Annotated in this window: 21 protein-coding genes; 7 read left to right on the top strand and 14 right to left on the bottom strand. The window is 65.4% G+C overall.

Going from position 1 to position 18,346, the window contains the following annotated elements; genetic code table 11:
- Positions 1 to 43 precede the first annotated feature (43 nt).
- Genes IC761_RS04460 through IC761_RS04450 form a run of 3 tightly spaced genes read left to right on the top strand, consistent with a single transcriptional unit; the run spans position 44 to position 2,892 of the window.
- Complete coding sequence (locus tag IC761_RS04460) at positions 44 to 1,339, top strand: O-acetylhomoserine aminocarboxypropyltransferase (RefSeq protein WP_195802090.1); 1,296 nt, start codon at positions 44 to 46, stop codon at positions 1,337 to 1,339.
- Positions 1,340 to 1,343: 4 nt separating this feature from the next.
- Positions 1,344 to 2,126: an alpha/beta fold hydrolase gene (locus IC761_RS04455; RefSeq protein ID WP_195802089.1), complete on the top strand. Its 783-nt coding sequence runs from the start codon at positions 1,344 to 1,346 to the stop codon at positions 2,124 to 2,126.
- A 34-nt stretch (positions 2,127 to 2,160) separates the two neighbouring features.
- Complete coding sequence (locus IC761_RS04450) at positions 2,161 to 2,892, top strand: SDR family NAD(P)-dependent oxidoreductase (protein ID WP_195802088.1); 732 nt, start codon at positions 2,161 to 2,163, stop codon at positions 2,890 to 2,892.
- Between the two features lie 37 nt (positions 2,893 to 2,929).
- On the opposite strand, the gene IC761_RS04445 is transcribed toward IC761_RS04450, so the two are convergent.
- From IC761_RS04445 to phnG, 9 genes are read right to left on the bottom strand one after another with little or no spacing between them, the layout of a single operon-like run.
- Positions 2,930 to 3,541, bottom strand: a complete 612-nt coding sequence (locus tag IC761_RS04445; protein ID WP_195802087.1) for a pyridoxamine 5'-phosphate oxidase family protein — start codon at positions 3,539 to 3,541, stop codon at positions 2,930 to 2,932.
- 15 nt (positions 3,542 to 3,556) lie between these two features.
- A complete protein-coding gene (gene phnN / locus IC761_RS04440) occupies positions 3,557 to 4,153 on the bottom strand; it encodes a phosphonate metabolism protein/1,5-bisphosphokinase (PRPP-forming) PhnN (protein ID WP_195802086.1) in 597 nt (198 codons plus the stop codon).
- Positions 4,150 to 5,301, bottom strand: coding sequence for an alpha-D-ribose 1-methylphosphonate 5-triphosphate diphosphatase (locus tag IC761_RS04435; RefSeq protein WP_195802085.1), 1,152 nt, complete (start codon positions 5,299 to 5,301; stop codon positions 4,150 to 4,152). The genes phnN and IC761_RS04435 overlap by 4 nt, the downstream gene beginning before the upstream one ends.
- 10 nt (positions 5,302 to 5,311) lie before the next feature.
- Entirely contained in the window at positions 5,312 to 6,010 is a 699-nt protein-coding gene (gene phnL, locus IC761_RS04430; RefSeq protein ID WP_195802084.1) for a phosphonate C-P lyase system protein PhnL, read from the bottom strand.
- 22 nt (positions 6,011 to 6,032) lie between these two features.
- Positions 6,033 to 6,827: a phosphonate C-P lyase system protein PhnK gene (gene phnK, locus IC761_RS04425; RefSeq protein WP_195802083.1), complete on the bottom strand. Its 795-nt coding sequence runs from the start codon at positions 6,825 to 6,827 to the stop codon at positions 6,033 to 6,035.
- A complete protein-coding gene (locus IC761_RS04420; protein WP_195802082.1) occupies positions 6,820 to 7,716 on the bottom strand; it encodes an alpha-D-ribose 1-methylphosphonate 5-phosphate C-P-lyase PhnJ in 897 nt (298 codons plus the stop codon). Before IC761_RS04420 ends, phnK begins: the two co-directional genes overlap by 8 nt.
- The gene (locus IC761_RS04415) at positions 7,713 to 8,816 is read right to left on the bottom strand and encodes a carbon-phosphorus lyase complex subunit (RefSeq protein WP_195802081.1); all 1,104 of its coding nucleotides are present in this window, start codon (positions 8,814 to 8,816) and stop codon (positions 7,713 to 7,715) included. The genes IC761_RS04420 and IC761_RS04415 overlap by 4 nt, the downstream gene beginning before the upstream one ends.
- Positions 8,817 to 8,819: 3 nt before the next feature.
- A complete protein-coding gene (phnH, locus tag IC761_RS04410; protein WP_195802080.1) occupies positions 8,820 to 9,428 on the bottom strand; it encodes a phosphonate C-P lyase system protein PhnH in 609 nt (202 codons plus the stop codon).
- Between the two features lie 4 nt (positions 9,429 to 9,432).
- Entirely contained in the window at positions 9,433 to 9,897 is a 465-nt protein-coding gene (phnG, locus tag IC761_RS04405) for a phosphonate C-P lyase system protein PhnG (RefSeq protein WP_195802079.1), read from the bottom strand.
- Positions 9,898 to 10,004: 107 nt separating this feature from the next.
- Between phnG and phnF the strand changes: the two genes are divergently transcribed.
- The gene (gene phnF, locus IC761_RS04400) at positions 10,005 to 10,733 is read left to right on the top strand and encodes a phosphonate metabolism transcriptional regulator PhnF (protein ID WP_195802078.1); all 729 of its coding nucleotides are present in this window, start codon (positions 10,005 to 10,007) and stop codon (positions 10,731 to 10,733) included.
- 132 nt (positions 10,734 to 10,865) lie between these two features.
- Here phnF and phnE (IC761_RS04395) read toward each other — a convergent pair whose 3' ends face one another.
- The 4 genes from phnE (IC761_RS04395) to phnC all read right to left on the bottom strand — a co-directional run bounded on the left by phnE (IC761_RS04395) (position 10,866) and on the right by phnC (position 14,467).
- A complete protein-coding gene (phnE, locus tag IC761_RS04395) occupies positions 10,866 to 11,615 on the bottom strand; it encodes a phosphonate ABC transporter, permease protein PhnE (RefSeq protein ID WP_438265131.1) in 750 nt (249 codons plus the stop codon).
- A 92-nt stretch (positions 11,616 to 11,707) separates the two neighbouring features.
- Complete coding sequence (gene phnE, locus IC761_RS04390) at positions 11,708 to 12,592, bottom strand: phosphonate ABC transporter, permease protein PhnE (protein ID WP_195802076.1); 885 nt, start codon at positions 12,590 to 12,592, stop codon at positions 11,708 to 11,710.
- A gap of 71 nt (positions 12,593 to 12,663) precedes the next feature.
- Entirely contained in the window at positions 12,664 to 13,593 is a 930-nt protein-coding gene (phnD, locus tag IC761_RS04385) for a phosphonate ABC transporter substrate-binding protein (RefSeq protein WP_195802075.1), read from the bottom strand.
- 64 nt (positions 13,594 to 13,657) lie between these two features.
- A complete protein-coding gene (gene phnC, locus IC761_RS04380) occupies positions 13,658 to 14,467 on the bottom strand; it encodes a phosphonate ABC transporter ATP-binding protein (RefSeq protein WP_195802074.1) in 810 nt (269 codons plus the stop codon).
- Between the two features lie 174 nt (positions 14,468 to 14,641).
- Here phnC and IC761_RS04375 point away from each other — a divergent pair, with 174 nt between their 5' ends.
- Genes IC761_RS04375 through IC761_RS04365 form a run of 3 tightly spaced genes read left to right on the top strand, consistent with a single transcriptional unit; the run spans position 14,642 to position 17,211 of the window.
- Positions 14,642 to 15,298, top strand: coding sequence for an LbetaH domain-containing protein (locus tag IC761_RS04375; RefSeq protein WP_195802073.1), 657 nt, complete (start codon positions 14,642 to 14,644; stop codon positions 15,296 to 15,298).
- Positions 15,295 to 16,488 carry an alpha-D-ribose 1-methylphosphonate 5-triphosphate diphosphatase gene (locus IC761_RS04370; RefSeq protein WP_195802072.1) on the top strand — a complete coding sequence of 398 codons (1,194 nt, stop codon included), beginning with the start codon at positions 15,295 to 15,297 and terminating at the stop codon, positions 16,486 to 16,488. Before IC761_RS04375 ends, IC761_RS04370 begins: the two co-directional genes overlap by 4 nt.
- An 18-nt stretch (positions 16,489 to 16,506) precedes the next feature.
- A complete protein-coding gene (locus IC761_RS04365; RefSeq protein ID WP_195802071.1) occupies positions 16,507 to 17,211 on the top strand; it encodes a DUF1045 domain-containing protein in 705 nt (234 codons plus the stop codon).
- Between the two features lie 105 nt (positions 17,212 to 17,316).
- On the opposite strand, the gene IC761_RS04360 is transcribed toward IC761_RS04365, so the two are convergent.
- A complete protein-coding gene (locus IC761_RS04360; RefSeq protein ID WP_195802070.1) occupies positions 17,317 to 18,258 on the bottom strand; it encodes a dihydrodipicolinate synthase family protein in 942 nt (313 codons plus the stop codon).
- Positions 18,259 to 18,346 lie beyond the last annotated feature (88 nt).

Below are 18,346 nucleotides of genomic sequence, written 5' to 3'. Positions count from 1 at the left end.
GGCAAAGGTCCAAGGTCTTACCAAAGAATTAACGAGGCCAAGCATGCCCGCGCCAAAACCGCCCGCTTTCGAAACCCTGAGCCTGCATGCGGGCCAGCATCCGGATCCCGCGACCGGCGCCCGCGCGGTGCCGATCTACCAGACCACGTCCTACGTGTTCCAGGATTCCGACCATGCGGCCGCGCTGTTCAACCTGGAACGCGCCGGCCACATCTATACGCGCATCTCCAACCCGACCACCGGCGTGCTGGAGGAACGTCTCGCCGCGCTCGAAGGCGGCGTCGGCGCGATCTGCACCGCGAGCGGCATGGCCGCGCTGCATCTGGCCATCGCCACGCTCTTGAATGCCGGCGATCACATCGTGGCGTCGAGCTCGCTCTATGGCGGCACCATCAATCTGCTCGCGCACACTCTGCCGCGCTTCGGCATCACGACGACCTTCGTGAAGCCGCGCGATCTCGACGCGTTCCGGAAGGCGATCAGGCCGAACACAAGGCTCGTGATCGGCGAGACCATTGGCAATCCCGGGCTTGAGGTGCTGGACATTCCGAAGGTTGCGGGAATCGCGCATGACGCAAAAATTCCGCTGCTGATCGACAACACTTTTGCCACGCCCTATCTCAGCCGCCCGATCGAGCTCGGCGCCGACATCGTGATGCATTCGGCGACGAAATGGATCGGCGGCCACGGCATCGCGATCGGCGGCGCCCTCGTCGACGGCGGCCGGTTCGACTGGCGCGCGTCCGGCAAGTTCGGCGTGCTGACCGAGCCCTATGGCGGCTATCACGGCATCGTCTTCGACGAGCAGTTCGGCACCGCGGCCTTCATCATGCGCGCGCGCACCGAAGGCCTGCGCGATTTCGGCGCCTGCCTGTCGCCGACCAACGCGTTCCAGCTGTTGCAGGGCGTCGAGACGCTCGGCGTGCGCATGGACCGCCACATGCAGAACACGCATCTGGTGCTGGAGGCGCTCAAGGCCAACAAGGCCGTCGACTGGGTGCTGCATCCCTCGCTGGAGAACCACCCGGACTATCAGCTCGCAAAGACGCTGCTGCCGCATGGCGCCGGCTCGATCGTCTCCTTCGGCATCAAGGGCGGGCGGCCGGCCGGCCGCAAGTTCATCGAATCGCTGCGCATGATCAGCCATCTCGCCAATGTCGGCGACGCCAAGACGCTGGTGATCCACCCCGCCTCGACCACGCATCAGCAGATGGATGCCGAGCAGCTCAAGGCCGCCGGCATCGGCGAGGAGCTGGTGCGGCTGTCGGTCGGCATCGAGACGGCAAGCGACATCATCGACGATCTCGCGCAGGCGCTGCGCATCTCGCAGAAGGTTTGACACGATGAAGCTCTCCGTCAACAGCGCCGAGGTGTTTGCCGCAACCGGCGGCCGCGAGTTCGACAAGTCCCTGCCCGCCGTCGTCTTCATCCATGGCGCCGGCTTCGACCATTCGACCTGGGCGCTGCACACGCGCTGGTTCGCCCATCACGGATTTGGTGTGCTCGCGCCCGACCTGCCCGGTCACGGCCGCTCGGCCGGCCCTTCGTTATCCAGCATCGCCGAGATGGCCGACTGGACCGCAGCATTGCTCGAGGCGGCTGGCGTCGCGAAGGCCCACCTGATCGGCCACTCCATGGGATCGCTGATCTCGCTGGAGACGGCGGCGCGGCATCCCGACAAGGTGTCCGCGCTGAGCCTGATCGGCACGGCCGCGACGATGACGGTCGGCCCGGATCTGCTGAAGGCCGCCGAGGTCAACTCGCAGGATGCCAACGACATGGTGTCGATCTGGGGCCTCGGCTTCAACGCCGAGCTCGGCGGCAGTCTCGCGCCGGGCTTGTGGATGCATGGCGGCGCACAGGCCGTGCTGAGGTCTTGCGAGCCGGGCGTGCTGTTCAGGGATTTGTCGGCCTGCAATGCCTACGCGAATGCGCTTCAGGCGGCCGCGAGCGTGACGGTGCCGACAACGTTGATCCTCGGCGAGAAGGACATGATGACGCCGGCGAAGGCCGGCAGGACGCTCGCGGCGGCGATCCCGCACGCCAAAACCGTCGTTGTGCCGGGCGCCGGCCACATGATCATGGCCGAGCGGCCCGACGAATTGCTGGCAGCGTTGCGGGGTTGAGCGCAGGAGAGCAACAACAGGGAAGGATTTTGAGATGCCCGACAGTCTGAAAGGGCGCGTGGCGCTCGTGACCGGCGGCTCACGCGGGATTGGGGCTGCGGTCTGCAAGTCGCTGGCTGACGCAGGTGCCGCCGTGGCGATCAATTGCCGCGAGCGGCTGGATCAAGCCAATCAATTGGCCGACGACATTCGCAATTCCGGCAGCAGGGCGATAGCCGTTGCCGCCGACGTGTCGGAGCGCGGTCCAGTCGCCAAGATGGTCGAACGCGTGACGACCGAGCTCGGGCCGATCGACATCCTCGTCAACAATGCCGGCATCGCGATTACGCGCGGCGTCGACGATCTCAGCGAAGACGATTTCGACAAGACCATTCTGGTCAACCTGAAATCCGTCTTCCTGTGCACGCAGGCGGTGCTGCCGGCGATGCGCGCGAAGACATGGGGCCGCATCGTCAACATCTCATCGGGTGCTGCGCGCGGCGCCGGCTCAATCGGCCCGCACTACAACGCCTCCAAGGCCGGCATGGAGGGTCTCACGCGGGGCTATGCCGCGCGGCTGGTGAAGGAAGGCATCACCGTCAATGCAGTGGCTCCGTCGCTGATCGAGACCGACATGATGAGCGGCCAGCCCCAACTCGTCAGCCGCATCCCGCTCGGCCGTTTCGGCACGGCGGACGAGGTCGCGAAGGCCGTGATGCTGCTGGTCGACAACGCCTACATGACCGGACAGACGATCGCGCTGAGCGGCGGCATGGCGTTCAATTGAGGGGAGCGGGGCGAGTGAGACGAGAGAGAACGGGCGCTCACCACATCGTCGCCGCCGCGCGCTCCGGCCAGATGCGGTCATATTCCGCGCCGCCGACCTTGTTCTGGCTCATCTCGGCGAGGATCTGGCCGGGCGTCGGCAGCGTCTTGGGATCGATGCGCTTGTCGGGATTCCAGAGGTCGGAGCGGACGATGGCGCGGGCGCACTGGAAATAGATTTCCTCGACGTTCATCACCATCACGCTACGCGGTGCTTTGCCCTCGACCTTGAACGAGGCCAGCAGCTCCGGATCGACCGAGAGATGCGCGCGGCCGTTGGCGCGGACGGCGTTGCCGGAGCCGGGGATCAGGAACATCAGCGACACACGCGGATCGCGGACGATGTTGCGCAGGGAATCGACCCGGTTGTTGCCGCGGCGATCCGGCAGCATCAGCGTCTTCGGATCATGAATGCGGACGAAGCCGGGGAGATCGCCGCGCGGCGAGCAGTCGATGCCCTCGGGCCCGATGGTCGCAAGCGCCGCAAACGGCGCCTTCTCGATGAAGATTCGGTAGAGCGGGGTCACATGATCGGCGACTTTCACGATCGAGGCGTCGTTGGTGTCGCCGTAGATGGCCTCTAACTGCTCAACCGTTTCGATCACCGTCATTCCGCTTTCTCCTTGTTACTCGTGCCAGCTTTCGCTCCTGATCACCCGCAAGAGATGGCGGCTATGATACTCCGCGCTGCCGGCGTTGAGAATGGTGACGTCGGCCTGCGCCGTCGCATCGTCGACGCTGCGCGCCAGGCGATCGGCGATATTGCCGTCGCTCACCCGTGCGCGGGCGGCAAGCCGCTGCGCCAAAACATCCGGCGGCGCGGTGATCGCGACCACGAGGACATTCTCATAGGCCAGGCGCAGCGCGGCAATCACGGTGCGCGAGACGTTGACGACGACGGCGCGGCCGGCACGGATGTCGTCGTTGATTTCGAGCGGCAGCGCATAGGAATGCCCATGCGCGTCCCAAGTCACGGCGAAATCACCGTGCTCGCGCGCGCGGCGGAATTCATCCGGGCTCATTGCGATGTTGTCTTCGGCTTCGGAGGATTCCCGGGTCACGACACGGCGCGGGAAAACGATTTCGTGATCATCGACGCAAGCCGCCTGCCCCAGCCGCAGCAGCGTGTCCTTGCCGGCCCCGCTGGGACCGACCACAAGCACGAGCCGACCGGGACCGATCGCGCCCGCTTCGCCCTCGACCATGGTCACTGTCTCGCTCATGCGACACGGCCTCCTTCGCGCCAGACGCTGCGGACCACGGGAACGCTGCCCGCGACGTGCACGCGGATCAAATCGGCGCGCTTGCCGATCGCGATCTCGCCGCGGTCGGACAGGCCGACCGCCTCGGCGGGCGCTTTCGTCACGGTCCGAACTGCCGCCGGCAGGCCAATCGCAGGCACATGCTCCGGCAATTGCAGCGCGGCCATCAGCAGGCTGGACGGGATGTAGTCGGACGACAGGATATCGAGCAGGCCTTCGCGGGCGAGGTCGACCGCTGCAATGTTGCCGGAGTGCGAGCCGCCGCGCACCACGTTCGGCGCGCCCATCAGGATGTCGATGCCGGCTTGGTGCAGGCCGCGCGCGGCCTCCAGCGTGGTCGGAAATTCCGCCACCGACACGTGGTCGCGCACGGCGTCCGCGACGTTCTCCTCGGTGGTGTCGTCGTGGCTCGCCAGCGGAATGTTGTGCTGATGCGCCAGCGCGACGATCTCGCGCATATTGGTCGCTGCATAAAGCTTCTGATATTCGAATCGCTTTGCGAACAATTCGTCGAGCTCGGCGTCGGTCTTGCCGCCGCCCTTGCCGCGATAATAGTCGCGCAGTTTGACCTCGTCGCGGAACTGGCGCTGGCCGGGGGTGTGATCCATCAGCGACATCAGCTTGACGTCGGGCCGGTCGATCAGTTCCCTGGCTTCCTCGACCACGCTCGGCATCGGGATTTCACAGCGCAGATGCAGGAAGTGATCGGCGCGCAGCAGGTTCGCGTCGCGTGCGGTCGCGATCGCGGCCGCGAGCACGCCGGCGCGGCCGTCGACCTCCTCGGCGCCGTCCTCGCGCCAGACCCGGAGCGAGTCGAACACGGTGGTGATGCCTGAAGTGGCAAGCTGGCCGTCATAGGAGATCACGGCTGCGACCGGATTCCAGAACACTTTTGGGCGCGGCACGTAATGCGCTTCGAGATGGTCGGTGTGGAGCTCGATCAGGCCGGGCATGATGAGGTCGCCGGCAGCGTCCTCGCCGCCCGCGGGCGCCCTTCCCTCGCCGATCTCGGTAATGCGTCCGTCGGCAAGAGCGAGCCAGCCCTGCTCGATCACCCGGTCCGCCAGCACGATCCTGGCATTGGCGATCACGATGTCGTTCGGCTTCATGTCTCTTCCTTCAGGCCGCGGCGGCAAAGCTGGTGACGTCGACGATGCGGTCGGCGATCAGATGGCGGATTTCGTCGTCATGGACAATCGCGACCATGGCAACGCCCTGGCGCTTCTTCTCCCCGATCAGCTCGACCACGACAGCGCGGTTGGCAGCGTCGAGCGAGGCGGTCGGCTCGTCCAGCAGCAGGATCGGCAGATCCGAGATGAAACCGCGCGCGATGTTGACGCGCTGCTGCTCGCCGCCGGAAAAGGTTGCGGGCGGAAGCTGCCAGAGGCGTTCGGGAATGTTGAGACGATGCAGCAGCTCGCCGGCGCGCTGCTGTGCGTCAGTGCGCGCGAGGCCGTTGACGATCAGGGGCTCAGCGACGACATCGATGGTGGCAACCCGCGGCACTGCCCGCAAAAACTGGCTGACATAGCCGATGGTGGCGCGACGGACATTGAGAACCTGGCGCGGCTCGGCGGTCGCAAGATCGATGACTTCGCCGCGGTGGCGGATGCCGATGCGACCGCTATCGCAGCGGTAATTGCCGAAGATCATCTTCAGGATCGACGATTTGCCCGCGCCGGACGGGCCTGAGAGCACGACGCACTCACCCGGATTGACGTGGAAGGTGACGCCGCTCACCACAGGCAGCTCGATGCCGCCTTGCAGGTGCATCGTAAAAGTCTTTTTCGCGTCAGCAATGTCGATCATGGCGGTCATTTGAAGGCTCATCTTAGAAAGTTCATGGCGGCAGAATCGAGGAGACGAGGAGTTGCGTATAAGGCTCGCGCGGATCGTCGAGCACCTGGTCGGTGAGACCGGTCTCGATGACGCGGCCACCCTTCATCACCATCACGCGGTGTGACAATAGGCGCGCGACCGCGAGGTCGTGGGTGACGATGACGACCGCGAGACCTAGCTCGGCAACGAGGCCACGCAGCAGGTCGAGCAGGCGCGCCTGCACTGAGACATCGAGGCCGCCGGTCGGCTCGTCCATGAACACCAGCCGCGGCTCGGTGACGAGGTTGCGGGCGATCTGGAGGCGCTGGCGCATGCCGCCGGAATAGGTGCGCGGCGCATCGTCGATGCGCGCGACGTCGATCTCGACACGGGTGAGCCAGTCCGATGCGGTCTCGCGGATGCGGCCATAGTGGTTCCAGCCCACCGCCATTAGCCGCTCGCCGACATTGGCGCCGGCCGAGACCGCCATGCGCAGGCCCTGCGCGGGATCCTGGTGCACAAAGCCCCAATCGGTGCGGAACAGGAAGCGCCGCTCGGCTTCGCCCAGCGTCGAGAGATCGCGGGTGACGCCGTCGCGCATCCGGTAGGAAACATGGCCGCCGCTCGGCGTCAGCTGGCCCGACAGCATTTGCAGCAGCGTCGACTTGCCCGAGCCGGACTCGCCGACGATCGCCAGCACCTCGCCGGGATAGAGCGCGAACGACACGTCGCGGCAGGCGGCGATGCGGCCGTAGGACTTGCTCAGCGACTCCGCCACCAGCAGCGGCTGATCGTTGTCCAGCATCTGCTCAGCCATTTGACGTCTCCTGCGCCTTGTCCTTGTACGGCGCGGCGCTGAGGGCGCCGTGATGGCCGGCGGCCTGACGTCCCTCGCAATAGTCGGTGTCGGAGCAGACGAACATGCGGCTGCCCTTGTCGTCGGTCACGATCTCGTCGAGATAGGAATTCTCGGCCGCGCACAACGCGCAGGGTGCGTTGAAGCGGTAGGGCTCGAACGGGTGATCCTCGAAATCGAGCGACAGCACCTGCGTATAGGGCGGGATCGCATAGATGCGCTTCTCGCGGCCGGCACCGAACAATTGCAAGGCCGGGCAATTGTCCATCTTCGGGTTGTCGAATTTCGGCGTCGGTGACGGATCCATGACGTAGCGCGCGTTCACCTTCACCGGATAAGCGTAGGCGGTCGCGATGTGGCCGAAGCGGGCGATGTCCTCGTAGAGCTTTACATGCATCAACCCGTATTCGGCGAGCGCATGCATGCGCCGCGTCTCGGTCTCGCGCGGCTCGAGGAAGCGCAGCGGTTCCGGGATCGGCACCTGATAGACCAGCACCTGGTTCTCGTGCAGCGCCGTTTCCGGGATACGGTGACGGGTCTGGATCACGCTCGCCTCGTCCGTCGAGGTCGTGGTGGCGACGCCGGCGGTCTTGGCGAAGAATTTTCGGATCGAGATCGCGTTGGTGGTGTCATCCGAACCCTGGTCGATCACCTTCAGCACATCCTGCGGTCCCAGGATCGCGGCCGTGACCTGCACGCCGCCGGTGCCCCAGCCATAGGGCATCGGCATTTCGCGGCTGGCAAACGGCACCTGATAGCCGGGGATCGCGATCGCCTTCAGGATCGCACGGCGGATCATCCGCTTGGTCTGCTCGTCGAGATAGGCGAAATTGTAGGCGGGCGCGTTCATTCCGCGGCCTCCTTCATGGCATCGGGCGTATTGGCCTCGGCAAACTCCTGACGCAGCTTGCGCAGCAGCCCGAGCTCGGACTGGAAGTCGACATAATGCGGCAGCTTCAGATGCTCGACGAAGCCGGTCGCCTGGACGTTGTCCGAATGCGACATTATGAATTCTTCATCTTGCGCCGGGGCGCCCACCTCTTCACCGAGCTCGCGGGCACGGAGCGCGCGATCGACCAGCGCCATCGACATGGTCTTGCGCTCGCTCTGGCCGAAGGCAAGGCCATAGCCGCGGGTGAAGCACGGCGCTTCCGTCGCCGAGCCCTTGAACTGGTTGACCATCTGGCATTCGGTCAGCTCGATCGAGCCGAGCGGCACGACGAAGCCGACGTCCTCGGCCGCGAATTCGACCTCGACCTCGCCGAAGCGTATCTCGCCGGCGAAGGGATGGTTGCGGCCATAGCCGCGCTGGGTGGAGTAGGCCATCGCCAACAGAAAACCTTCGTCGCCGCGCGCGAGATTCTGCAGACGCAGGTCGCGATCCGCCGGGAAGTTCAGGGGTTCGCGGGTGAGATCGCCGACGCTGGCGCCGTCCTCGGCCGACGGAGAGGATTCGATCAGCCCGTCGCGGCCAAGAATATCGGTCACGCGCGGCGTCGGCGCGGTCGAAGCTTCGGCCACAGCCGGCGCTTGGGGAACAAAGCCATTGGCGAGCGAGGGATCGAGCAGGCGGTGGGTGTAGTCGAAGGTCGGTCCGAGGATCTGGCCGCCCGGAATGTCCTTGAAGGTCGAGGACACCCGCCGCTGCACCCGCATCGCGCCGGTGTCGACCGGCTCGCTGGCGCCGAAGCGCGGCAGGGTCGCACGGAAGGCGCGGACCAGGAAGATCGCCTCGATCAGGTCGCCGCGCGCCTGCTTGATCGCGAGCGCCGCGAGCTCGCGGTCATAGAGCGAGCCTTCGCTCATGACGCGATCGACCGCAAGGCCGAGCTGCTCCGAGATCTGGTCGAGCGTGACTTCCGGCACGCTCTGGTCGCCACGGCGCGCATTGGCGAGCAGGAGATGGGCGTTCTCGATGGCGCGTTCGCCGCCTTTGACTGCGACATACATGCGTCAGCTCCCCTTGTTCGCGACACGCGTCGTGCGCGGGATCGCAACCACGGCGTCGTCGGCGACCAGCACCACATCGATGCCGCGCGGAAACAGCACCTCGTTGATCCGCAGCCGCTCGAACAGATTGGCCGGCTTGATCGACGCCTGGAGCGTGGCGACACCATCGATGCCGGGGCCTCGCAGCTCGAAAAAATGTCCGGCATCCAGGCTGTCGACCTGAATGATCACCGTGGTCGAACGATCCGGATATTCGCTGGTGCCGAGCGCAAAGCGCTCGAGCTCAGGCAGCAGGATGCCGTCGCTGATCAGCGCAAAGCTTGCGATCGAGGAATCCTGGATGACCGGCGCGCCGGTGTGGAACTTCAGCCATTTCACGACATCGGAATGCTCGGACATCCGCGCATCGAGCCAGAGCGGGGTGTCGTGATCGAACAGCGTCAGCGCGATCGCGGCTGTGCCGCGCATCATCGGCCCGGGCGCGCCCGCCATCGGCACGATGCGCTGGACCGAGCCCGGCCGCGCCATCGCGTCCATGACCGAGCGAAAGGTCGATTGCGCCGACAACACCTTGTCGACGAAACCCGGCGGCAGTTCCGCAATCGTGGTCATGGCCTCACCCCTCACCGCGCACCATGGTGTAGAAATCAACTTTCGTGGCGGCGGTCTCTGCCGCCGCCTGCTTCCGCTCGACCATAAGCTGCTCGCGCAACGGCGCGATAACGTCGCGCTCGACGATCGCGGCAAAATCCTGCGACTGCACCAGCGCATCGCACAGCGCGATCAGCCGCGCCTTCTCGCCGTCCCGCCCCAGCGTGTAGCCGAACCCGACCTCGCCGCTCGCAAGCCGCACCGCAGCACGCGACACCGTTGCCTCACCGAGGTTGAACGGCGCGCCGTCGCCGCCGACGCGGCCGCGCAGCATCACCAGGCCATTTTCCGGTGCGCGCAGATCCTGAAGGCCGGGCAAGGCGATAGCGCGGAGGCGAGCGGCGATCTCGCCCGCCTCCGCGTGCGCCAGCACCGCCATGGCGGCCTTGCGCTGGGCTTGCTGGGTATTGCGCTGGGTCACGGAATCCACCGACCTTGCCGAATCCAAGTTGTCTATGATAATAGACAACTTGATACGGAAGCGCCATGACTGTTTCGTGACAAACTCGTGATTTCTGGGCTAGGCTCGCCGGCGACATGAGCATGCAGGACACCGCCTCTTCAGGCGTCGCGCTGTGGCGCCTCGTTGCCGACGGCATCGAGCGCGGCATCGCCGACGGCCGCTTCGCCGCCGGCGACAAATTGCCGGGCGAGATGGAAATCGCCGAAACCTATCGCGTGAACCGCCATACCGTGCGGCGGGCGCTGGCAGCCCTTGCCGAGCGTGGCCTGGTGCGGGCCGAGCGCGGCAGCGGAACCTATGTCGAGGCGCAGAAGCTCGCTTATCCGCTGCGCTCGCGTACCCGCTTCTCCGAGATCGTCGGTGCCGGCGGCCGCGAGCCGCGCGGCCAGCTGATCGAGGCCGGCGAGGATGTCGCAACCCGCGAGCTCGCGCGCGAGCTGGGACTGAAAATCGGCGCGCCCTTGGTGCGGATCGAAGCTATTCGCCTCGCCGACCGCACGCCGATCTGCGTCTCCACCACCTGGCTGTCTGCAGAGCTGTTTCCGGGCGCTGGCGAGGTGTTTGCGGCGACGCGCTCGATGACAAAACTGCTCGAGCATTACGGCGTGCGCGACTATCGCCGCGGCGCGACCCGGATCACCGCAGGCATCGTCGACGCCACCGACGCCGCGCGGCTCGACCTGCCGCTGGGTCGGCCGATCCTGGTGGTCGACGCCACCGACCTCGACCTCGACGGCAAGCCCCTGGTGACGAAGCATTCGCGCTTTGCCGCGGAGCGGGTGGAGTTTCTGGTGGAGTCGTAAGGGGCTCTCCGCGAATCTGGACTCGTAGGGTGGGCAAAGGCGCGCTCTTCGCGCCGTGCCCACCATCTATCCAAGACCGCGACAGAAATGGTGGGCACGCTTTCGCTTCGCCCACCCTACGGCAGCTGCCAGTTACGCCACCGCTCTTCGCCCAATGATCGCAAAGCGCAGCTTGCCGGAGATGAAATCGATCGCGGCGACCGCGACCAGGATCATCAGGATCAGGAACGACACCTTCTGCCATTCCAGCACGCGGATCTGCTCGGCGAGCTGGAGGCCGATGCCGCCGGCGCCGACGATGCCGATGATGGTGGCCGAGCGGGTGTTGGACTCGATGAAATAAAGCACCTGGCCGGCGATGACAGGCAATACCTGCGGCATCAGGCCGAAGCGGATTTCGTGGAGCGCACTGCCGCCGGAGGCGCGGATGCCTTCGACCTGCTTCTGGTCGGCGCCCTCGATCGCCTCCGAGAACAGTTTTCCGAAGGCGCCGAAATCCGACACCGCGATCGCGAGCACACCGGCAAACGGGCCGAGGCCGACGACGTTGATCCAGACCAGCGCCCAGATCAGCGTATCGACGCCACGGATTGAATCGAGGAAACGCCGGATGGGAAAGCGGACGATGCTCGGCACGACATTGCGTGCCGCCAGCAGGCTGACCGGCAGCGCGAGCAGCGCGGCGAGCGTGGTGCCGAGCAGCGCGATCGACAGCGTCTCGCCCAGCGCCCTCAGATAGAGCGGCAGCGACGAGCCGGGATCGGGCGGGATCATCATCATGCTGATCCAGCCGAGCTGGCTCAGCCCAGAGAACAGGCGCGCCGGCGAAAAATCGAGATCGACCAGGCCGAACACGAAGATCGCGAGCGCGAGAGCGAGCATCAAGGGTGTCGCAAGGCGCGCCGAGGCCGGGCGGTTGAAGACATCGGGATAGCGCGCGCGGATCTCCGCGGTGTTGACGTCGGGCGGTTTGCTCAATTCCGCGCCTCCTTGCCGAACAGCCGGCCGCGCACCCAGCCGGTCGTGATGTCGATCAGGAAGACCGTGACGATGATAGTGATGAGGATCGCGCTGACGTCGGAATAGTAGAACTTGCGGATCGCGACGATGAGCTCCTGCCCGATGCCGCCGGCACCGACAAAGCCCATCACCGAGGCCTCGCGCACATTGATCTCGAAGCGCAGCAGCGCGTAGCTGGCGTAGCCGGCCGAGACCTGCGGCAGGATCGCAAAGCGCATGCAGGAGAGCCAGCTCGCGCCGGTGGAGCGGATGCCCTCGACCGGCTTCATGTCGGCGTTCTCGACGATCTCCGAGAACAGCTTTCCGAGCGCGCCAGTGGAGTGGATGGCGATCGCGAGCACGCCCGCCATCGGCCCGAGGCCGAAGGCGATGACGAAGATCAGTGCGAAGACGATGCCGGGCACCGTGCGGGCGAATTCGAGCAGGCGCCGAACCGTGAAGCGCAGCCAGGGCGCGGGCGAGGTGTTTTCAGCGGCGAAAAAATTGAGCCCGAAGGCGAGGACGGCGCCGGACAGCGTGCCGACATAACTGATCAGCAGCGTCTCGCCGAGCAGCTTCAGCCATTTATGCAGGCCCCAGAACCACTCGCCGAAATTAGTCCAGACCCGCTGACCGTTGTCGAGGGTGAGGATTCGGTCGAAATAGCTGATGAAGTTGCCGAAATAGGTGAAGAAGGTGCGCAAATTCACTTCGGCGCCGATCGAGGCCACGATCAGCGCGACCACGAACAAGGCGAGCCCCGCCAGCAGCCGCAGGCGCTTGCGCGCAACCGCCTTGCGATAGGTGGCGTTCAGGGCGGCGAGCTGCTGCTCGGGAAGGATCGCAACCGCAATCGTCATCGATCACACGGGTCCATCAAGAAAAGAGCCGGGTCCATCGACCCGGCTCGAGTAGCGTCGTCCCGACGAAATCAGGACGCCTTCTTGCGCAAAGCGTCGACGAACTTAATCAGCTCGATGGTCTTGTTGTAATCGTCGTTGGCGATCGGCTCCCACGGCTTGTTCTTGCCGTCGGAGAGCTTCTTGAACGCCTCGGGATCCTTCTGCGCCGCATCGAGGAAGGCCTTCTTGATCGCGGCCTTCATGTCGTCGGGCAGATCGCTGAGATAGGCGTAGGGCGAGTTGATGATGAGGTCGGACTTCACAATGATGCGGAAGTCTTCCTTCTTCATCACGGTGCCGTCGGTCGACTTAACCATGCCCTTGTTGAGCATGCGGGTCAGGTTGGAATCGTCGTCGGCGTTCCACCAATTGGCGGCGACGTCGACGGTGCCCTGGGCCAGCGCCAGCACGGCATTCTCGTGGCTGCCGGTGAAGACGACCTTGGAGAAATAGGCGTCGGGATCGATGCCCATCGCGTTCAGCTTGAAGCGCGGCATGTTGTTGCCCGAGGTCGAGTTCGGATCGACCAGGCCAAGGTTCTTGCCCTTGAGGTCTTCGATCTTCTGGTACGGCGACTTCGCCAGCACGTAGAACACCGAGTAATAGCCCTTCGAGCCGTCGGCATTGACGTCGATGACGAAGGCGTCGGTCTTGACGCCGGTCAGGCGGGCGCGGGCGAACGAGGCCGGGCCGTAGTAGCCGATGTGGATGTTGCCAGCGCGCTGCCCCTCGATGACCGCGGCGTAGTCGTTGGCGACACGCAGCGTCACCTTCACACCGAGCTCCTTCGACAGGTAGTTGATGAAGGGGCCGTAACGCTCGGTGACGCCGGAGCCGTTCTCGGCCGGGATCACGGCGAAGGTGATCTCCGGGTATTTGGTCTTCCAGTCTTCGGCGGAGGCGGATCCGGCGAAGGTGAGCGCGGCGGCGCCGGCAAGAATTAATCTGCGAGTGATCATGATACCCTCTTCATCGGTTGGGATCGGTGGACGCAAAAACGGGCAACGACAGGTGCGCCGCGGCTCAAGCCGCAGCGGCGGTTCCGAGCGCCGGGACACCCTCGGGCGCCGGCGCAGGCGTGCCGCCCATGACGTCGGCGGCTTCGAGATCGTAGAGCTCGCGCGCAACCAGATCGGTCAGCTCCGCCGGCGCGCCGTCGAACACCACCCGGCCCTGCGCCATGCCGATCAGGCGGTCGCAATAGCTGCGCGCCAGGTCGAGCGAATGCAGGTTGCAGAGCACGGTGATGCCGAAATGCTTGTTGATGCGCAAAAGCGCATCCATCACGATCTTGGTGTTGCGCGGGTCGAGCGAGGCGATCGGCTCGTCGGCAAGGATGATGTCGGGCTGCTGCACCAGGGCACGGGCAATCGCCACGCGCTGCTGCTGGCCGCCGGAGAGCTGGTCGGCGCGCTGGGCGGCGAGTGCTGCGATATCGAACTGCTCGAGCGCCGACATCGCCAGCGCCTTGTCCTGCTCGGGCCAGATCTGCGACAGCGAGCGCCAGGCCGGCATGGTGGCCAGACGTCCCATCAAGACGTTGGTCAGAACGTCGAGCCGGCCGACCAGGTTGAACTGCTGGAAGATCATCGCGGAGCGCGCCCGCCACTGCCGCAGCTCCTTGCCGCGCAGCGCGGTGACGTCGAGGCCGTCGAACAGGATGCGGCCCTGTGTCGGCGTCGCGAGGCGATTGATCATGCGCAGCATGGTCGATTTGCCGGCGCCGGAGCGCCCGATCACACCGACGAAGCTGCCGGGGGCAATTTGAAACGAAGCGTCGTCCACCGCGGCTTTTGCGCCGAAGCGGCACGTCAGACCTTCCACCACCAGCATGCAGGGCTCCAGAGTAGCTGGCTCCCACCGCTATCGCCGGCGCTTGACAGTTGTGTGACACGCACGCTGCGGTGCGGCGATCCTACACACCTCGTCCCCTGTCATCGCTTCGTCATGACATTGTCATCAAGCGACTCGATGACGGGCGCCCGCCCTCGAATTTTCGGATGCAGCATGGCCAAGGTGCTTTCGGTCCAGCCGACCATCGATCCTTCGGCGAAGCTGCACGAGACCAGGCTTGGCGCCTATACCGAGGTCGGCGCCCGCACCATCCTGCATGAAGTCGCGATGGGAGATTATTCCTACGTCGTGAACGACGCAGAGATCACCTACACGACGATCGGAAAATTCTGCTCGATTGCGGCGGTGACGCGCATCAATCCCGGCAATCATCCGATGCATCGCGCGACGCAGGCGCATTTCACCTATCGCTCCAGTGCCTACTTCCCGGGCGAGAGCGACGACGAGGAATTCTTCGACTGGCGGCGCCAGCATCACGTCCATATCGGCCATGACGTCTGGATCGGCCATGGCGCGATCGTGCTGCCCGGCCGCAACATCGGCACCGGCGCGGTGATCGCGGCCGGCGCCATCGTCACCAAGGACGTGCCGGCCTACGCCATCGTCGCCGGCAATCCGGCGCGGATCGTGCGCCGCCGGTTCTCGGAAGAGGTTGCCGGACGGCTTGCAAGGCTGGCATGGTGGGACTGGGATCACGACAAATTGCGTGCAGCGCTGCCCGATTTCCGCAAGCTCGCGATTGAAGATTTCCTGACGACATACGAAGCAGGAGCACATTCCTCTGCCAGCAAACGAACCGTGGTCGCGTGACAGACATTTTCCTTGAAGGTGGCCGGGCCCTGATCGGCTCCGAGCTCGTCGAAACTTCACTCGCCGTGTCCGGCACGGACATCGCGCAGGTCGATGCGCCCCGCGGTCGCGCGCGGCTGGCGATCGACGCCCGCAATTTGCTGGTGCTGCCCGGCATCGTCGATCTCCATGGCGACGCCTTCGAGCGGCAGATGATGCCGCGCGCCGGCGTCGATTTCCCGATCGACGTCGCGCTCGCCGACACCGACCGCCAGGTCATCAGCAACGGCATCACCACGGTGTTCCACGCGACGACCTGGTCGTGGGAGCCGGGGCTGCGCAGCGGCGACAATGCGCGGCGCCTGCTCGAGGCGATCGAGCGGCAGCGCCCGCATTTCGCCGCCGATACCCGCTTCCATCTGCGGCACGAGACCTACAATCTCGACGCCGAGGCCGAGATCGGCCAGTGGCTCGCCGAGGGCCGTGTCGACCTGTTCGCCTTCAACGACCACATGGACGGGGTCGTCGCCGACATCTCCAATCCGCGCAAGCGCAACCGCATGGTGGAGCGCACGGGACTGTCGAGCGAGGATTTTGACAGGCTCGTCGCCCATATCGTGTCACGCGCAGCCGACGTTCCGGCGTCGATCATCCGGCTCGCTGCTGCGGCACGCAGCGCCGAGGTCCGGATGCTCTCGCATGACGATGCCACGCCGGCGATGCGCCGGGCATTTCGCGAGATGGGCGTGACGCTCGCCGAATTTCCGGTCAACGAGGAGACGGCGCGCGAGGCCGCGAACCATGGCGATGCCATCGTCTACGGCGCGCCGAATGTCTTGCGCGGCGGCAGCCACACCGGCTGGACCAGGGCGTCCGACATGATCGCAAAAGGGCTCTGCTCGGTGCTGGCGTCGGATTACTACTACCCTGCGCCGCTGCTCGCCACGTTCCGGCTCGCGGCCGACGGCGTGCTGCCACTGACCGAGGCCTGGAAACTGGTCTCAGCCGCACCGGCCCAAGCGACCGGCCTTGCCGATCGCGGCACGCTCGCTGCCGGGCGCCGCGCCGACATTCTGCTGGTCGACGGCAGCGAGCCGCTGCGGCCGCGGCTCGTTGCGGTGATCGCTGCCGGAAAGCTCGTGCATCTGACCGACGCGACGCGGCTGCTCGGCGCGGCGGCGACGCCGCGCGAGACTGTTGTCGCGGCATAGATCGGTTATGCTGAGGCAATGACAGGTTTCCCCCGCTACGCGATCTATTTTGCCGCCGGTGCCGACCATGCGCTGTCGCGCTTCGGCGCGGATCTGCTCGGCTACGATGCCTACACCGGCGGCGAATTGCCCTTTCCGGAAGATGCATTGCGTGTCGCGCCGGATTGGCGCGACGTCAGCAGCGATCCCCGCAAGTACGGCTATCACGCCACGCTGAAGGCGCCGATGGCGCTCGCGCCCGGCACGACCGAGGCTGAGCTCACGACTGCCTGCGCGTCGTTTGCCGGCACCGCGCGGCCGATCCCGGTGATCCGCCCCGTGGTCGATTCCATCAGCGGGTTCATTGCCGTGATTCCGGCCGAGCCGGTCGCCGAGCTCCAGCAGCTCGCCGCCGATTGCGTGCGCGAATTCGACAGCTTTCGCGCCGCTCTCACCGCAGAAGATCGCGTGCGGCGCAGACCTGAGAAGCTGACCGAGCGGCAGCGCGACTATCTCGACCGCTGGGGTTATCCTTACGTGATCGAAGAATTTCGCTTCCACATGACGCTGACGGGGCGGCTCGATGCGGAACGGCGCGGGCCGATCTTGGCGATGCTGCGCACGCGGTTTGCGACGTTGAAGCTTGACAGGCTGACGATCGATCGCATTGCGCTGTTCAGGCAGGATGATGCCAAGGCAAGATTCCGCATCATCGGCGAGTGGGCGCTGGTGCAACCTTCGTAGGGTGGGCAAAGGCGCGGAGCGCCGTGCCCACCAGTCTTACCTGAGGCATACAAATTGGTGGGCACGCTTCGCTTTGCCCACCCTACGACTGTGGAGTGTGCGACACTACTTCCCCCACCGCAACGCCAGCGCGTCGCGCTCCTTTGCCAATTCCAGCAGCCCCGCCCGCGTGGCCGGATGCAGCGGTTGCAACGGATGCCGTACCGCGTCCGACTTGATCACGCCGCCCGCCTGCATCATCACCTTGCAGGCGATCAGGCCGCATTGGCGGTTCTCGTAATTGATCAGCGGCAACCAGCGTTCATAGGCGGCCTTCGCCTCCTCGCGCTTTCCCGCAAAATACGGATCGATGATCTGGCGGATGCCATCGGGATAGCCGCCGCCGGTCATGGCGCCGGTCGCGCCGGCGTCGAGATCGGCGAGCAGCGTGATCGCCTCCTCGCCGTCCCACGGGCCTTCGATGTCCTTGCCGCCCGCCTCGATCAGGCTGCGGAGCTTTGTGGCCGCGCCGGGCACCTCGATCTTGAAATAGCGGATATTGGAAAATTCGCGCGACAGCCGCGCCAGCAGCTCGACCGACAACGGCGTGCCCGCAACCGGCGCGTCCTGGATCATGATCGGGATGTCGATCGCGTCCGACAGCACCTTGAAGAATTCCACGACGCTTTTCTCCGGCACCCGAAACGTCGCGCCGTGATAGGGCGGCATGACCATGACCATGGCGGCACCTGCCGCCTCGGCCTGCTTGCTGCGCGCAGCACACACGGCCGAGCTGAAATGGGTGGTGGTGACGATCACGGGCACGCGGCCCGCGACATGCTCCAATACCGCATGCATGACGGTTTCGCGCTCGGCATCGGTGAGCACGAACTGCTCGGAGAAATTGGCGAGAATGCAGATTCCGTGCGAGCCGGCATCGATCATGAAATCGATGCAGCGGCGCTGTCCGTCGAGGTCGAGCTCGCCACGTTCATCGAAGATGGTGGGCGCGACCGGGAACACGCCGCGATAGGGGCGCTGGGCCTTGTTGTGTGGCGTGACCGGCATCGAGCTCTCCATCCCTGATCGTCTTGCACATCCGTCACCGCGCTCACGCGGCGTCACAGATGTACTCGGCGCGCGGATCGGCGGCAAT

Source organism: Bradyrhizobium commune, assembly GCF_015624505.1.
GTDB classification, from domain to species: Bacteria; Pseudomonadota; Alphaproteobacteria; order Rhizobiales; family Xanthobacteraceae; genus Bradyrhizobium; species Bradyrhizobium commune.
This window is presented reverse-complemented; position numbering and strand designations above follow the sequence as displayed.